Source organism: Stutzerimonas stutzeri (assembly GCF_051028275.1).
Lineage (GTDB): Bacteria > Pseudomonadota > Gammaproteobacteria > Pseudomonadales > Pseudomonadaceae > Stutzerimonas > Stutzerimonas stutzeri_AS.
The window spans coordinates 2,676,114-2,690,489 of the sequence record NZ_CP069269.1; the positions used below are offsets into that span (position 1 = coordinate 2,676,114).

The 14,376-nt window shown below is 60.9% G+C and carries 13 protein-coding genes; 3 read left to right on the plus strand and 10 right to left on the minus strand.

Going from position 1 to position 14,376, the window contains the following annotated elements; genetic code table 11:
- Positions 1-6: 6 nt before the first annotated feature.
- Positions 7-1,170, minus strand: a complete 1,164-nt coding sequence (locus JQR87_RS12200) for an acyl-CoA dehydrogenase family protein (RefSeq protein WP_407296811.1) — start codon at positions 1,168-1,170, stop codon at positions 7-9.
- A gap of 80 nt (positions 1,171-1,250) precedes the next feature.
- The gene (locus tag JQR87_RS12205) at positions 1,251-2,072 is read right to left on the minus strand and encodes an FAS1-like dehydratase domain-containing protein (RefSeq protein ID WP_407296809.1); all 822 of its coding nucleotides are present in this window, start codon (positions 2,070-2,072) and stop codon (positions 1,251-1,253) included.
- Positions 2,073-2,191: 119 nt separating this feature from the next.
- Between JQR87_RS12205 and JQR87_RS12210 the strand changes: the two genes are divergently transcribed.
- The gene (locus JQR87_RS12210) at positions 2,192-3,103 is read left to right on the plus strand and encodes a LysR substrate-binding domain-containing protein (RefSeq protein WP_407296807.1); all 912 of its coding nucleotides are present in this window, start codon (positions 2,192-2,194) and stop codon (positions 3,101-3,103) included.
- A 239-nt stretch (positions 3,104-3,342) separates the two neighbouring features.
- Positions 3,343-4,650, plus strand: coding sequence for an MFS transporter (locus JQR87_RS12215; protein ID WP_407296805.1), 1,308 nt, complete (start codon positions 3,343-3,345; stop codon positions 4,648-4,650).
- 54 nt (positions 4,651-4,704) lie between these two features.
- Here the strand turns inward: JQR87_RS12215 and arfB are convergent, their stop codons facing one another.
- The gene (gene arfB, locus JQR87_RS12220) at positions 4,705-5,118 is read right to left on the minus strand and encodes an alternative ribosome rescue aminoacyl-tRNA hydrolase ArfB (RefSeq protein WP_407296803.1); all 414 of its coding nucleotides are present in this window, start codon (positions 5,116-5,118) and stop codon (positions 4,705-4,707) included.
- A 135-nt stretch (positions 5,119-5,253) separates the two neighbouring features.
- Between arfB and JQR87_RS12225 the strand changes: the two genes are divergently transcribed.
- On the plus strand, positions 5,254-6,294 hold the full coding sequence (locus JQR87_RS12225; RefSeq protein WP_407296801.1) for a metal-dependent hydrolase: 1,041 nt from the start codon (positions 5,254-5,256) through the stop codon (positions 6,292-6,294).
- Here the strand turns inward: JQR87_RS12225 and JQR87_RS12230 are convergent, their stop codons facing one another.
- The 7 genes from JQR87_RS12230 to JQR87_RS12260 all read right to left on the minus strand — a co-directional run bounded on the left by JQR87_RS12230 (position 6,295) and on the right by JQR87_RS12260 (position 14,263).
- A complete protein-coding gene (locus JQR87_RS12230) occupies positions 6,295-7,611 on the minus strand; it encodes an APC family permease (protein ID WP_407296799.1) in 1,317 nt (438 codons plus the stop codon).
- A 181-nt stretch (positions 7,612-7,792) separates the two neighbouring features.
- Complete coding sequence (locus tag JQR87_RS12235; protein ID WP_407296796.1) at positions 7,793-9,742, minus strand: HAMP domain-containing methyl-accepting chemotaxis protein; 1,950 nt, start codon at positions 9,740-9,742, stop codon at positions 7,793-7,795.
- 158 nt (positions 9,743-9,900) lie between these two features.
- Positions 9,901-11,685: an ABC transporter ATP-binding protein gene (locus tag JQR87_RS12240; protein ID WP_407297723.1), complete on the minus strand. Its 1,785-nt coding sequence runs from the start codon at positions 11,683-11,685 to the stop codon at positions 9,901-9,903.
- Positions 11,678-12,310, minus strand: coding sequence for a DsbA family protein (locus JQR87_RS12245; protein ID WP_407296794.1), 633 nt, complete (start codon positions 12,308-12,310; stop codon positions 11,678-11,680). Before JQR87_RS12245 ends, JQR87_RS12240 begins: the two co-directional genes overlap by 8 nt.
- Positions 12,311-12,368: 58 nt before the next feature.
- Entirely contained in the window at positions 12,369-13,304 is a 936-nt protein-coding gene (locus JQR87_RS12250) for a rhodanese-related sulfurtransferase (protein ID WP_407296791.1), read from the minus strand.
- Positions 13,305-13,438: 134 nt separating this feature from the next.
- Positions 13,439-13,738 (minus strand): BolA family protein, encoded by a 300-nt coding sequence (locus JQR87_RS12255; RefSeq protein ID WP_407296789.1) that lies wholly within the window; start codon positions 13,736-13,738, stop codon positions 13,439-13,441.
- A 15-nt stretch (positions 13,739-13,753) separates the two neighbouring features.
- On the minus strand, positions 13,754-14,263 hold the full coding sequence (locus JQR87_RS12260) for a DUF2059 domain-containing protein (RefSeq protein ID WP_407296788.1): 510 nt from the start codon (positions 14,261-14,263) through the stop codon (positions 13,754-13,756).
- Positions 14,264-14,376 lie beyond the last annotated feature (113 nt).

A 14,376-nucleotide genomic window follows, 5' to 3' on the forward strand; every position in this document is an offset into this window, starting at 1 on the left:
GCTCCGTTAAAACGAGCGCGGCAGTTCAAGCAAATGCTCGGCCACGTACGAGAGGATCAGGTTGGTTGAAATCGGCGCGACCTGGTACAGCCGCGTCTCGCGGAATTTGCGCTCGACGTCGTACTCATTGGCGAAGCCGAACCCGCCATGGGTTTGAAGGCAGGCGTTAGCGGCTTCCCAGCTGGCTTTGGCCGCCAGGTACTTGGCCATGTTCGCCGCCGCGCCGGCATTGCGGCCGCTGTCGTATTCCTCGCAAGCACGCCAACGCATCAGGTCGGCGGCCTCGATTTCGATATGCGCTTCGGCGATGGGGAACTGGACGCCCTGGTTCTGGCCGATGGGTCGCCCGAACACCACGCGATCACGGGCGTAAGCGGCAGACTTCTCCACGAACCAGCGACCGTCCCCGATGCACTCGGCGGCGATCAGGGTGCGCTCGGCGTTGAGGCCGTCGAGGATGTAGCGAAAGCCTTTGCCCTCCTCTCCGATCAGGCTGCTGGCGGGGATCTCCAGGTTGTCGAAGAACAGCTCGTTGGTCTCGTGGTTGACCATGTTGGCGATCGGCTGGACGGTGAGCCCGTTGCCGATGGCCTCGCGCAGATCAACAAGGAAGATAGACATCCCTTCGGATTTCTTCTGTACCTCAGCCAGTGGCGTGGTACGGGCCAGCAGGATCATCAGGTCCGAATGCTGGATGCGCGAGATCCATACCTTCTGGCCGTTGATCACGTACTTGTCACCCTTGCGCACCGCGGTGGTCTTGATCTTGGTGGTGTCAGTACCGGTGGTGGGCTCGGTCACGCCCATGGACTGCAGGCGCAGCTCACCGCTGGCCAACTTCGGCAGGTAATGGCGTTTCTGTTCCTCGCTGCCGTTCCTGAGCAAGGTAAACATGTTGTACATCTGGCCATGGATGGTCCCTGAGTTGCCACCGCAGCGGTTCACTTCCTCAAGGATCAGGGAGGCTTCAGCCAGGCCCAGTCCCGAGCCGCCGTAGGCTTCCGGAATCATCGCCGACAACCAGCCCGCTTCGGTCATGGCACTGACGAAGGCTTCAGGAAAGCCCTTCTTCTCGTCGAGCTGGCGCCAGTACTCAGCAGGAAACTCGGCGCAGAGTGCGCGTACGCCTTCTCGGATGGCGTTCAATTCTTCTTTCTTGTGCGGCGTCATCTCGGTTCCTCGATGCTTTTTCAGGCGGCAGGTCTCGGCGCTGGATAGGGCTGTGCCGTCATCCAGTCGCGATCCGTTGTTCAGTCGAATTCCACTTCAGCCTTCTGTGCCAGACCCCGGTGGTCACCGGCCCAAAGCTCGGCCTTGCCTGGCGCGACGATGCGACCACCCACTTCGAAGGGTTGCGGTGCTACCAGCGGACGCAGGCCGCGATAGGCGAAACGGCGCAAACGCGCGTTGGGGTGGGCACGGCAGAACGCGCGCAGGCTGAGCGTCGCGATAAGCGGGCCATGCACGACCAGTCCCGAATACCCTTCGGTGTCGGTTACGTAAGGCCAGTCATAGTGAATGCGGTGGCCGTTGAAGGTGACGGCGGAGTAACGAAACAGCAGCGTCGAGGTTGGCGTGACCGCCTCGCGCCAATCGCCGGCCCTCATGGGCTCGCCACTATCGGCCTTCGGCGGGCTCGGCTCGCGATAGACGATGTCCTGCTCTTCGCGGATGGCCAGGCGCCCCTCCTGCAGATAGTCGTGCTGGACGGTCACGAAGAGCAGCGCGCCAGTGCGCCCTTGTTTTTCCTCTATGTGCTTGATGGTCGACACCCGCCGCGCCTCGCCGCCGGCTTCAAGCGGCCGGAGGAACTCAAGGCGTCCACCGGCCCACATACGATTACGGTTGTCCGCCGGCGGCAGGAAGCCACCCCGCACCGGATGCCCATCCTCACCCAACCCGTTTTCTGGCACCGGTTCATGAAAGAAGCACCACTGCCAGAGGGGTGGCAGCGCTTCGCCGTGGGCAGGCGTCTCATCACCAAGCGTAGCAGCGATGCGCATCAGGAGATTTCGACTCAGTTGGTCGTGGGCTTCTTCGCTGCGTCCAATCCAGGCAGTCAAGTCGGTCATCTGAGCTTCCCGCGTTATTTTTTCGGTAGGATGCGCCCTGCCCGGCATACAGAGAATCAGCAATTACCGAGGCCCGCGTTCGGCTAAGCTGAACGCACACGAATCGCCTGAGCGTAACTATGCATTTCGATCTGGCCGACCTGCGCCTGTTCATTCATGTCGCTGAATCTCCCAGCCTGACCCAAGGGGCACGACGCGCGCACCTGTCCCCGGCCGCCGCGAGCGCGCGTGTCAAAGCACTGGAAAGCCAACTGGGCAGCCGTCTGCTCTATCGCGACAGCCGCGGGGTCGAGCTGACCCCTGCCGGATCAACGCTGTTGCAACATGCGCGCTTGATCATGCGGCAGGTCGATTACCTGAAAAGCGAGTTCACCGACTATGGCGCCGATGCTGCTGGGCATATCCGCATCTTTGCCAACACCACCGCGGTGACGGAGTTTTTGCCGGAGGTGCTGGCCGGCTTTCTCGTTCAGCGCCCAGGCGTAACGGTCGACCTTCAGGAACGGTTGAGCCGCGACATCGTCCGCGGTGTGCTCGATGGCAGCACGGACATGGGTATCATCGCAGGACCGGTGAGTGCCGAAGGACTACAGGTGCTGCACTTCAGTACGGACCGGCTGCTACTTGCCGTGCCGATCGGTCATCCACTAGCCAATGAGCCACAGGTGACCCTCCGCCAGACGTTGAGCTTCCAACACATCGGTTTGCATGAGGGGAGTACCTTGTTGTCATTCTTGCGCGACCAGGTAGAGACGGCCGGCGGTCAGCTGTCGCTGCGCATTCAGCTATCGAGTTTCGAAGCTGTATGCCGGATGATCGAGGCCGGGGTTGGCATCGGCATCATTCCGGAATCCGCGGCACGCCGACACAGCCGAACCATGAGATTGGCATTGATTGACCTCGACGAGCCCTGGGCTGTCCGGGAACGCAGCATTCTGGTTCGTGAGCTCGACGCCCTGCCCGGCAGTGTCCGCGCACTGATCGCGACATTGGCGCCGGGACAAAGCTGGAAAGTTGGGCCAAGCTTGTAGCCTGGATGCGTTGGGCGCTGCGCTCGGGTCCGAATCGACCACCGATCAGAGGAGGCGCTCTGCTAGAAATTCCGCTTCGTTTTGAATCCTCGGACAAAGATGCTGCCCAAGCTGCATGCGCCAACGCATCGACGATCGGACATAGAAGTGATTCCGTCACTTATGGATAAAACGGTACGCCGCGTTGCTGCATGGCGGCACGCCTTTACGGACTAAATTTTGCTCAGGGTTGTTTTGTTATGACGTCGTTATTAGCCCCCATCGGCTCGCTGCTGGGTGGAGTTGCATTCCTCCTGCTTGGCCACGGACTGCTGAACACGCTGCTGACGCTACGCGGCATTGAAGAAGGCTACTCCACCGGGTTGATCGGCCTGCTGATGTCCGGCTACTTCGCAGGGTTCCTCGTCGGCACTTGGCTCGCGCCGTCGCTTATTCGCCGCATCGGTCACATCCGCACGTTTGCATTCTATGCAGCACTGGCATCGGTTGCTGTGCTCCTTCACGTGCTGATCGTCAATCCCTGGGTGTGGCTGGTGCTGCGTGTGATGTACGGGGTTGCGCTGGTCACGCTATATATGGTCATTGAGAGTTGGCTTAACGCGCAGGTCAGTGGAGAAAAGCGCGGCCAGGTGTTTGCGCTTTACATGGCGGTCAACCTCGGGTCGCTGGCGGCGGCTCAGCAGCTGCTGAGTCTCGACAGCCCGATGAATTTCACGCTTTTCGCCCTGGCGGCAATCCTCATCGCTGCGGCGCTGATGCCGATTACGCTGACTCGCCAGGCACAACCCGCGCAGCCAGACATGCCAGCCACCGACCTGTTGCAACTGGCGCGCATCGCCCCGCTCCCCCTGATGGCGGCCGGCATCTCTGGCCTGACGTTGGGAGGGTTCTGGGGCCTGGCACCGGTCTACGCTTCGCAAACCGGTTTCGATGCAGCTGGCGTGGGTCTGCTGATGAGCATCACCATTCTTGGCGGCGCGGTTCTACAATGGCCCATCGGGCTGTTCTCGGATACTCACGACCGACGACTTGTGCTGCTTTGGGTGGTTACCATTGCCGCAGTTCTGGGTGGCCTTATCACGCCACTTAGCTCCGGACCACTGCTGTTGGGCATGATGTTCCTGTGGGGCGGGCTGGCGTTTTCCATCTACTCGATTGCCGTCGCGCAAATGGTCGACCAACTGCACCCGGACGAGATTCTGTCCGGCTCCAGCGGGCTGTTGCTGGCCAACGGGTTCGGCGCCGCGTTTGGCCCGGTGGTCGCGGGTGGCCTGATGAGCTTTTTCGGCCCCAAGGCGCTCCCAGTGTTCTTTGCTGTCACCCTAGCGATTCTGGCCCTCTACTCGTACTTCCGCTCACGCCGCGTGTTTGATCTGGTCACCGAACCACACGGCCACTTCACGCCGATGCTGCGCACGAGCCATACCGTGCTCGAGCTGATGCCCGATACGCCGGAACACGAAGTTGCCGAGACGGATATCCTCGACGAAGAAGCGCATCCGCTCGAGGAAGATGTCGTCGAACCGCGTACAGGGACCCACTCATAGCCCCAGCAGCACACGGCCGATTGAGGACGCAGGGGGTAACGCCACCGGCGTGCGTCAGAAATCTACTTTGCCGCGGCCAGCCTTGATCGCGCCGCGTTTGCTTTTACCCTCCAGACGCCGCTTTTTCGAGCCCAACGTAGGGCGAGTAGGCCGGCGCGCTTTTTCCACCTTGGCCACGCTGCGAATCAGCTCGGCCAGACGATCCAGTGCATCCGCGCGGTTCTGCTCCTGGGTTCGGTATTGCTGGGCCTTGATAACGATCACACCATCGCCCGTGATGCGGCTATCACGCAGCGCCAACAGCCGTTCCTTGTAGAACGGTGGTAGTGAGGAGCCGTTGATATCGAAGCGCAGATGCAACGCGCTGGACACCTTGTTGACGTTCTGCCCGCCGGCTCCCTGGGCACGAATCGCGGTGAGTTCGATCTCACTGTCGGGGAGTTGAACGGTGTTGGAGATTTCGAGCATCGGCCCTTCTTGATATGAGATGAACGGGCATTGTCTACAAGCCAGCTGACATCGACACGTTTTTATAAGATTTCGAGCCGCTACGGACGAGTCGGTTCGGCTACTGTAGCCCGCTCGCTATAAATGGACTCCTGCATGGATTCGATCACACAGGCTCTACTCGGCGCCACGGTTCACGCATCACTGCTCGGTCGCTGGCAAGGTCGCAAGGCGCTGGTCTACGGCGCGGTACTCGGCACTCTGCCCGACCTTGACGTGATCATCGACTACGGTGACGCCGTCGCGGACATGACCTATCACCGCGGCTTCAGTCATTCGCTTTTCGTTCTGAGTCTCTTGGCCGTCGCGCTAACCTGGCTGGCGAGGCGGGTACGGCCCGACCCAGAATACAGCAGCACACGCCTGTTCCTGACGATCTGGCTGGTACTGGCGACCCACGTGCTACTTGATGCGTTCACCAGTTACGGCACCCAGCTCTTCTGGCCCCTTTCCACACCGCCTGTATCCTGGTCCAGCGTGTTCATCATCGACCCACTGTACAGCGTCCCGCTATTGCTGGCGGTGCTGGCCAGTGCAATTGGTGGTTTGAAAGGCCGCAGCCCGCGGTGGACGAACATCACGTTAGGGCTGTCTACGGTCTATCTGGGCTTCACGCTCGTAGGCAAGCAGATGGCCGAACAGCGCGTGGAAGCGGTGATGGCCGAGCAAGGTATCCAGGCGACCCAGCTGTTCAGCACACCGACACCATTCAACAGCCTGCTGTGGCGCGTTATCGTGATCGACGACGAGCACTACTACGAAGCGCTGGTGAGCTGGTTCGATGACCAACCACCCGAGCTGGTGAGCATTCCTCGCGGTGACGGGCTCGCCGCGGCACTGAGCGACTCGCCGCAGCATGCGCGCTTGCAGTGGTTCAGCGGCGGCGTGCTGCGCTACGACGAGGTAGGAAATCAGCTGTTGGTGACCGATTTGCGGCTCGGCATGACCGGCTTCCACCCCTTCCGTTTCGCACTGGCCGAGCGCAACGGTGCCGGCTGGAAGCTGATCCCTTTCGTCGAGCGACGCCCGGCCGAGCGCGGTGATATGAGCCGGCTCAAGCTGATCTGGCAGCGCATCTGGCATCAACAGCCAAGCTTGCCCTTGGCCGAATGGGCCGCAGAATTGAATCGAGGCTGATCAGCTACGTCGTCCGTTGCGCCAACGCCCAATCCCATAGAGCAAGGCACCCAGCGCCATCAACAACCCGGCTCGCAACCAGGTGCCGGCGCCTTGCTGGGACAGCAGTACCAGACAGGAGATGATCGCCAGGATCGGCAAAAGGGTCGGCGTGCGGAAATGCGGCGCGTCGATCTTGTCCTTGCGCAACACCAGCACCGCCACGTTGGTGCTCATGAAGACGAACAGCAGCAACAGCACCACCGTCTCTGCCAGCGCGGTCAATGTGCCCGTCACGGTTAGAATCATCGCCAGCAAGGTGGTCAGCACGATCGCCAGCCAAGGGGTACGCCGTTCCGGCAGCACACGGGTCAGCACGACGGGCAGCAGCCCCTCGTCCGCCATCCCATAGGCCAACCGGCTGGACATGATCATCGTAAGCAGCGCGCCATTGGCGACCGCTACCAGCGCCACCGCTGCGAACAGCCAATCCGGTACTGCATAGCCGGTGGCGCGAACCACATCGAGCAAGGGTGCAGACGAATCCGCTAAAGTTGCAGGAGGGAGTATCGCCGTCGCGGCGATACCAACACCCACATAGACCAATCCAGCCATGAGCAACGCACCGAACAGCGCGCGGGGATAGTTGCGGCGCACATCCTTCACCTCTTCGGCGACGTTGGCTGACACCTCGAAGCCAACGAACGAATAGAAGGCGATCAACGCCGCGCCCAGTACGGCAAGCGCTGGCGATACACCGGGTGTGAACTCCAACACCCTCGACGGCTCACCCTGCCCGCTCATGAGAAAGCGCGCGGCCAGCACGACCACGAACAACAGGCCGGACACTTCGATCACCGTCATGACCGCGTTGGCACCGAGCGATTCCTTGATGCCACGTGCATTCAGCAATGCGACGATGGCAAGGAACACCGATGCTGTGGGCACCGCCGGGGTGTCGAGAAAAGCACCGAGGTAATCGCCGGCAAACGCCAGCGACAATCCAGCCGCGCTGGTCACTCCAGCAGCCAGCATGCAAAACCCGACCAGAAAGGACAGCAACGGCTTGCCAAAAGCCCGCTCGGCAAACACCGCCGCGCCACCAGCCTTTGGATACTTGGTGACCAACTCCGCGTAGGAAGCCGCCGTGAGCATTGCGAAACCCAATGCCACCAGCAACGGCACCCAGACAGCCCCGCCCGCCTCGCCGGCTATCTTGCCCACCAGCGCATACACGCCGGCACCCAGTACGTCACCGAGAATGAACAGAAACAGTGCCGGCCCCGTAATCGCTTGTTTCAGCCGGGACTCGCCCGCAGCGAATGCGTTGGTTTTCATCGATGGGCTACTCCGCGTTCGAGGCAGCAAATAGCGAACAGAACGGGTTTCAAGGTTCTTCTCCAGAGCGTGCGGCCGCAGCCGCCTCACCTTTCTAGATAGGTGGAGTCTCGCCGGAGTTCAGCGCCATAAACGACAAAGCCCCGGCAAGAGCCGGGGCTTCGGTGCTGCAACATGACACTCAGGTGCGGAAACGCGCCACCAGCCCTTGAAGTTCGATGCCCAGTCGCGCCAGCTCAGCACTGGCCGCGGCGGTCTGCTCGCTACCGCTGGCGCTTTGCTCGCCAATGTCGCGAACACGGGTCACGCTCTCGGAGATGTTCTCCGCCACAGCGCTCTGCTCCTCAGCGGCGGCCGCGATCTGCTGGTTCATCTGCTCGATAGTCGAGACTGATTCGGTGATGCGGCCCAGCGCGCTGCCCGCTTCGTTCGCTAACTCAACGGTTCGCTGGGTCAGGTTACGACTCGTCTGCATTTGCTCCACGGCCTTTTGCGCCACGCGTTGCAGATTAGCGATCAGGCCTTCGATTTCCTCGGTGGAGTCGTGGGTACGGCGCGCCAAGGCGCGTACTTCGTCAGCCACCACAGCGAAACCACGCCCCTGCTCTCCGGCACGGGCGGCTTCGATCGCCGCGTTGAGTGCGAGCAGGTTGGTCTGTTCGGCCACCGCGCGAATCACTTCCAGCACGGTGCCGATACGGCCGCTTTCGGTATTGAGTTCTTCGATGGCATGAGCGGAATGCTCGACCTCGCCGGACAGACTGCCGATCTGGCCAATGGCGTCCTTGACTACCACATCGCCCTGGCGCGCCTGTTGGTCAGCCTGGCGGGCAGCGTGAGACGCCTGCTCAGCGTTTTGCGCGACTTCCTGAACGGTGGCTGCCATTTCGTGCATGGCAGTAGCGACCTGCTCGGTCTCGACCCGCTGTTTCTGTACGCCAGCACTGGTCTGGGCGGTCACCGCCGACAGCTGTTCGGCAGCAGTGGCAATCTGGCCAACGCCACCGCCAATGCGGCCGATCAGAGTGCGCAGGCTTTCCGTCATCTCGGACATTGCCTTCTGCAACTGGCCGAGCTCGTCGCGACGGGTGACTTTTGTCGACTGTGTCAGGTCACCTTCGGCGACCCGTTGAGCGAGCTGAACGGTATAGCGCAGCGGTACGACGATCATGCGGGAGATCACAGTCGCGGCCACCAGGCCTATGACGACAGCCAGAACGCTGATGACCCCGAGCAGCAGATAGGCGTTGCGGCGCTGTTCCTGCATCGCCTCGGTAGCACCGGCCAGCGCCTGCTCGGCTGCGTCCAGGATTCGCTGAGCCTGGGCCACCATTTCCTGCTCCAGCGCGACGCGCTTAGCACGGTTGTTACGGAATTCACCAAACGCTTGCTGGTAGGACGCAAGCGCCGTGAGAGCGCCGTCCATCGTCGCTTTCTGTTCGTCGTTGAGCCAGGTTTTCAGACTGTTTCCGATAGTGGTGACGTCCTGATAGGACTCGTTCCAGCTGTCCACCGCAGCTTGAGCGCTATTGCCCAGAAACATGCTTTCGAAGGTACGCAGATCGAGGATGCGCTTGGTCAGGCCGGACGCCGCTTCGGCAATGGTCAGCGGGTCGCTACCTTTCAGGTGGTCACCTTCAAGACGCAACACACGCACCGCGTCGTACATGTCCAGTTCGATGTATTCGAATTCCTCTCGGCTCTTCTGTGCGGCATCGCTCATGCTCTCTCGAAGCGCGACGCCGTTACTGATCAACTGACCGTACTGGGTGAACTCATCTGAGTAGACGGCTGCGTCACGGCGGATCTGCTCGAGCGTCGTTTGCTCTTCTTTCGACGAGCTTTTAGCAAGCTCATCAAGCTCCTGATTGAGTTCGGCCAAGGTGCTGCGCAAGGCCGCAGCAGATTCGTCACTGCGAGTCAGTGCAAAATCACGCTCCAAGCCGCGTGCCTCGAGCAGCGCGGCGTTAATGCGTAGGAGCTGAGTCATCTGATACGCACGGTTAAGGATCGAGTCCACGGCGTAGAAGCCGGTTCCTGCGACACCCATAGTCAGCAGCAGGACCATAGCAAAGCCAAGCAGCAACTTCTTCCCTACGGACAGGTTGGCGAATATATCGACGGACTGCATCAAAGGATCCCTAAAAAGTAAGCGTGCTCATGGAGTCGGCAGGTCGCGACTAAAATTGAGTGCGAAAGCGCGGCAATTTAATCAGGAATTGACGTCAATTTGCCACCACGCACTGATCAGTCTGGAACTGAGCGCACAGGGTTGCGCCAAATGCTCGCTCAATGCTGCTGAAGATGCCCGTAAAGCTTGGCGTAGAGCCCTCCGTCCGCGATCAGCTGTTGGTGATCGCCCTGCTCCGCAATACGCCCGCCGTCGAAAACCAGTACCCGGTCGGCCTGCTTCACCGCCGACAAACGGTGAGCGATGATCAGCGTGGTGGTGCGTCCCTGCAGAAAACGATTGAGCCCCTGATGCAGGGCGTACTCAGTGGCTGCATCGAGCGCTGAGGTAGCCTCGTCGAGAATGACCACCTTGGGCTCGGCCAGCACCATGCGCGCCACAGCCAATCGTTGCCGCTGCCCACCGGATAGACGAACGCCGGAGCGACCGACAATGCTGTCCAGCCCGGCCGGTAATTGCCGAATCGTATCGGCCAGCTGGGCAATTTCCAGCGCCCGCCAGCATGCCGGGTCGTCCCGCTCACGGCCCATCAAGAGGTTTGCTCGCACGGTGTCGTTGAACAGGGCCGGGTGCTGGAGCACCACTGCCACGTTGTCGCGGATTGTCGCCAGACCTATGTCCTGCACCTCAACCCCGGCGAACCGGATATGCCCGGCCTGCGGCTGATACAGACCCAGCAGCAACTGAACCAAGGTGCTTTTCCCGCCGCCGCTGGCCCCGACGATGGCGACCTTTTCACCGGCGGAGATGGACAGATCGAGCCCTTCCAGGATTGGCTCATCCTGATAGCTGAAACGCAGCCCCTGAACTTCGATCTCGACCGTGTCGCGCCCAGCGAACGGATCCTGACCACCCGGATACTGAGGCTCATCGGTGCGCGCCAACAGCTGATTGATACGACCGAGAGCACCGCCTGCGGCATAGAAGGCGTACTGCAGATTGAGCAACTGCTCCACCGGGCCGATCATGAACCAGAGATAGCTGAACACGGCGAGCATCTGCCCGATGGACAGGTCCGAGAACAGCACCGTGAGCATGGCAGCGGCGCGGAAGATGTCGATACCGAACTGGAACAGCAGACCACTGGCGCGGTTCGAGGCGTCCGTCTTCCACTGAGAGGCGACAGCATGGTCACGCACCTCGCGAGCCCGCAAACCGAGGCGTCCCAGGAAGAATCCCTGCCGGTTGCCCGCCCGGACTTCTTGAATGGCATCCAGGGTTTCAGTGAGCGCCTGGGTGAACAGCGAGGTGCTGTCGTTCTCCAGTTTCTTCAGATGCTTGACGCGCTTGCCCAGCTGCACCGTTGCGTAGATCACCAGAGGATTGAACAGAAGGATCAACAGCGCCAGCTGCCAATGCATCCAGAGCAGGATCGCCGCGGTACCGGCAATGGAAAGCACAGCCACCAACAAACGGCTGAGCGTTTCGCCGATGAATTTGTCGATGGTCTCCAGATCGGTAACCAGATGGGCCGCAACGGTTCCGCCACCCAGACTTTCGTATTCGCTCAACGCGATCCGCTTGAGCCGCTCGATCAACCGAACACGGATGCGGTACACCAGATCCTTTGACAGGCGAGCGAACAGCCGGGCCTGCAGAACGTTGAAGACCAGCGCTGAAGCGCGTAGCAACAGGGTTACGCAAAGCATCAGGCCGATATAGCCGACCGCGGTCTGCCACCCAGCCGGAAGGAAATTGTTCATGACTTCCAGCGCTGCGTCGCCCTGCTTGAGCAGTACCTCGTCGACCAGCAAAGGCAACAGCAAGGGAATTGGTACGCTACACAGCGTCGCCAGCACGGCGACAAGGTTTGCTAACACCAGGGCTTTATGGTGGTGCAGCGCAAGACGGCGGATTTCGGCCCAACTGAGCTGATCAGCTATCAATGTTATGGTCCAGCCAGCGCGCCAGCAGCGGCGATAGCGCCTCGATCGGCTGGTATCCGTTGGTCACTAATGCAAACTGACCATCGTGTTCAGCCAGCACGGTGGGGAAACCGGCGATCCCGAGATTACGGGACCACTCGAAATCCGCCACGGTCTCATCACGCGCAGCCTGGGAATCGAAGCGATCAGCGAACTCGATGCGGGGAATGCCGGCCTTTTCAGCCAGGTCGACAAGCTCCGGTGGCAACGTGACGTTGCGCCCTTCAACGTAGAACGCCTGCTGAATCAGCCCGGCGAGTCGCCACGCGGCTTGACCATCGATACCGCGCACGGCGACCAGCGCGCGGCATGCCGGCTCGGTGTCGTAGACCAACCCGTCCGGCAAGCCCGCCTCGAAGTTGAACGGTTGGCCGGTCGTCTCGTGCACCGCATGCCAGTAGGACCCTGTGCGGTCGCGAGCGGCCTGGTCCATCGGCGTTCGCTCCTGGCGCAAACCACCGACAACCAGATCGCTGCCCACGCCTCGTGCCTGCGCCTGCCCGATCAATGCCTGCACGACCGGTGCGAAGCCCCAGCACCATGAGCACATTGGGTCCATCACATAGATCAGTCGGCTGCTCATCGGCGCTCCGGTTCGATTGAAATGAAGCGCGATTTGCGCGCCTCATGGCTGTACTCGGTTACACACCCGCCTTGCGATAGTTGTAGCCGATGGGGTGTGGCTGGTTGCGCTTGAGCGCGAGTTCAATTTGCTTCTGCCGCTCGCGCGCACTGTGCCGCGTCTTTTCGCTGAGGTTATCCCAGCAGTGTGGACAGCTGATGCCTGGAGCGTAGTGTTCGGATTGGCGGTCCTCCAGCGAAATCGGGGTGCGGCAGGCATGGCACTGGTCGAAGTCGCCTTCGCTGAGGTCATGGCGGACAGTCACGCGGTTGTCGAACACGAAGCAGTCGCCGCGCCAGCGCGTTTCTTCCTGCGGCACCTCTTCGAGGTATTTGAGGATACCGCCCTTGAGGTGATAAACCTCCTCGAAGCCTTCGCCGAGCATGTAGCTGGACGCCTTTTCGCAGCGGATACCGCCGGTGCAGAACATTGCGACCTTCTTGTGCTTGGCCGGGTCGTAATGCGCCTTGATGTACTCGGGAAACTCTCGGAAGGATTTCGTCTTCGGGTCGATTGCGCCTTCGAACGTTCCGATGGCCACTTCATAATCGTTGCGGGTATCAATCAGCAGCACTTCCGGATCTTCGATCAGTGCGTTCCAATCCTTCGGGTCGACATAGGTACCGACGCGCTGGTTGGGATCGACGCCCGGCACACCAAGGGTCACGATTTCCTTCTTCAGCTTGACCTTGGTGCGGTAGAAGGGCTGCTCGTCGCAGTAGGATTCCTTGTGATCGATGTCAGCCAGGCGCGTATCGGTAGCAAACCAGGCGAGCAAGGCATCGATCCCTTCGCGGCTGCCGGAGACGGTGCCGTTGATACCTTCTTCAGCCAACAGCAGCGTACCCTTGATGCCATGGGCATTGAGGGTGTCGAGCAGGGGTTCACGCAACGCGACGTAGTCCGGCAGGGAGACGAACTTGTACAGCGCCGCTACGACGATCTTGTGAGTCATGCGGGTACTTCCTCCAGTGGTCACCCACGCAAAGGGCGGACCGGGAATGCGGAAACGACGACGCCGGCGTGAGCCGGCGCGGCGCGCATTCTAGCAACAAATTCCAGACAAGCTTCAAGCCGCCCGGCAGCTGACTACTTATGCCCCCCGGCGCAGACCGGGGACGCGGGCGCGACACCCTGCTCGACCCACTCGTCCGGGGTATAGGTGTGCAGCGCGAGGGCGTGAATCTGTTGCATCAAATCGCCCATCGCGGCGTAGGCACGCTGGTGGCGCTTGACAGCATTCAGGCCGGTGAACTGCTCACTGACGATCACCGCCTTGTAATGGGTTTCCTGGCCGCGACTGTGCATATGGCTTTCATCCAGCACTTGCAAATGCTGAGGTTGCAGTGCGCTTTGCAGCGCGCTTTGGATAAGGTCGATCTTTGACATGCCAGGCGGGCTCCGTCAGGGCTTTTTCTGGGTATCGAGTTCGGCAGTCATCTCTGCCAGCAGTTTGTTCACCTGGGGCACGGCGCTTTCCAGCTTGGCCTGTGTGACCTGCGCGGAGCGCGCGTTCAACTCCGGTAGCGTGCTGAGCATCTTTTTGCCCAGATTCGACTCGTAGAACTCATTCAGCTGGGTAAGCTCCTGCTCGGTGAAGTTGTCAGCGTAGAGCTTGATCAGGTCCGGCTTGATCTGTTCCCAGCCGATCGCCTTGTCCAGGGCTGCATCGGCCTTGGACTGATATTGCTCGAGCAGTGCGCGCTTGCTCTCTGGTGCCTGGGTCTGCTCGAAGCGTTGAGCGAACATCTGCTGCACCTGGGCATACACCGGCACCGCGAGCCGATCAGCGTTGACCAGTTCCAGGAAACGCTCGGCCTGGGTTGCGTGGTTGGCGTTGTCCGCGCTGGCCTGACCACTGAGCAGCGTTATCGACAGAACGCTACAAAGGCCGAATGTACGAAGCATGTGCATGAGATGATCCTTGGTGGTCGTTAGGTGAACCTCAGTGGACCTATTCTGCGCGCGGAGTTCCCGTCGCTCAAGGAACAGCTGCAGGCCGGATTGAACCTGTACCGGCGACCGGC

Coding starts and splice junctions, on each gene's coding strand:
- JQR87_RS12200 (WP_407296811.1), bottom strand. CDS start 1,170: ATGACGCCGCACAAGAAAGAAGAATTGAACGCCATCCGAGAAGGCGTA.
- JQR87_RS12205 (WP_407296809.1), bottom strand. CDS start 2,072: ATGACCGACTTGACTGCCTGGATTGGACGCAGCGAAGAAGCCCACGAC.
- JQR87_RS12210 (WP_407296807.1), top strand. CDS start 2,192: ATGCATTTCGATCTGGCCGACCTGCGCCTGTTCATTCATGTCGCTGAA.
- JQR87_RS12215 (WP_407296805.1), top strand. CDS start 3,343: ATGACGTCGTTATTAGCCCCCATCGGCTCGCTGCTGGGTGGAGTTGCA.
- arfB (WP_407296803.1), bottom strand. CDS start 5,118: ATGCTCGAAATCTCCAACACCGTTCAACTCCCCGACAGTGAGATCGAA.
- JQR87_RS12225 (WP_407296801.1), top strand. CDS start 5,254: ATGGATTCGATCACACAGGCTCTACTCGGCGCCACGGTTCACGCATCA.
- JQR87_RS12230 (WP_407296799.1), bottom strand. CDS start 7,611: ATGAAAACCAACGCATTCGCTGCGGGCGAGTCCCGGCTGAAACAAGCG.
- JQR87_RS12235 (WP_407296796.1), bottom strand. CDS start 9,742: ATGCAGTCCGTCGATATATTCGCCAACCTGTCCGTAGGGAAGAAGTTG.
- JQR87_RS12245 (WP_407296794.1), bottom strand. CDS start 12,310: ATGAGCAGCCGACTGATCTATGTGATGGACCCAATGTGCTCATGGTGC.
- JQR87_RS12250 (WP_407296791.1), bottom strand. CDS start 13,304: ATGACTCACAAGATCGTCGTAGCGGCGCTGTACAAGTTCGTCTCCCTG.
- JQR87_RS12255 (WP_407296789.1), bottom strand. CDS start 13,738: ATGTCAAAGATCGACCTTATCCAAAGCGCGCTGCAAAGCGCACTGCAA.
- JQR87_RS12260 (WP_407296788.1), bottom strand. CDS start 14,263: ATGCACATGCTTCGTACATTCGGCCTTTGTAGCGTTCTGTCGATAACG.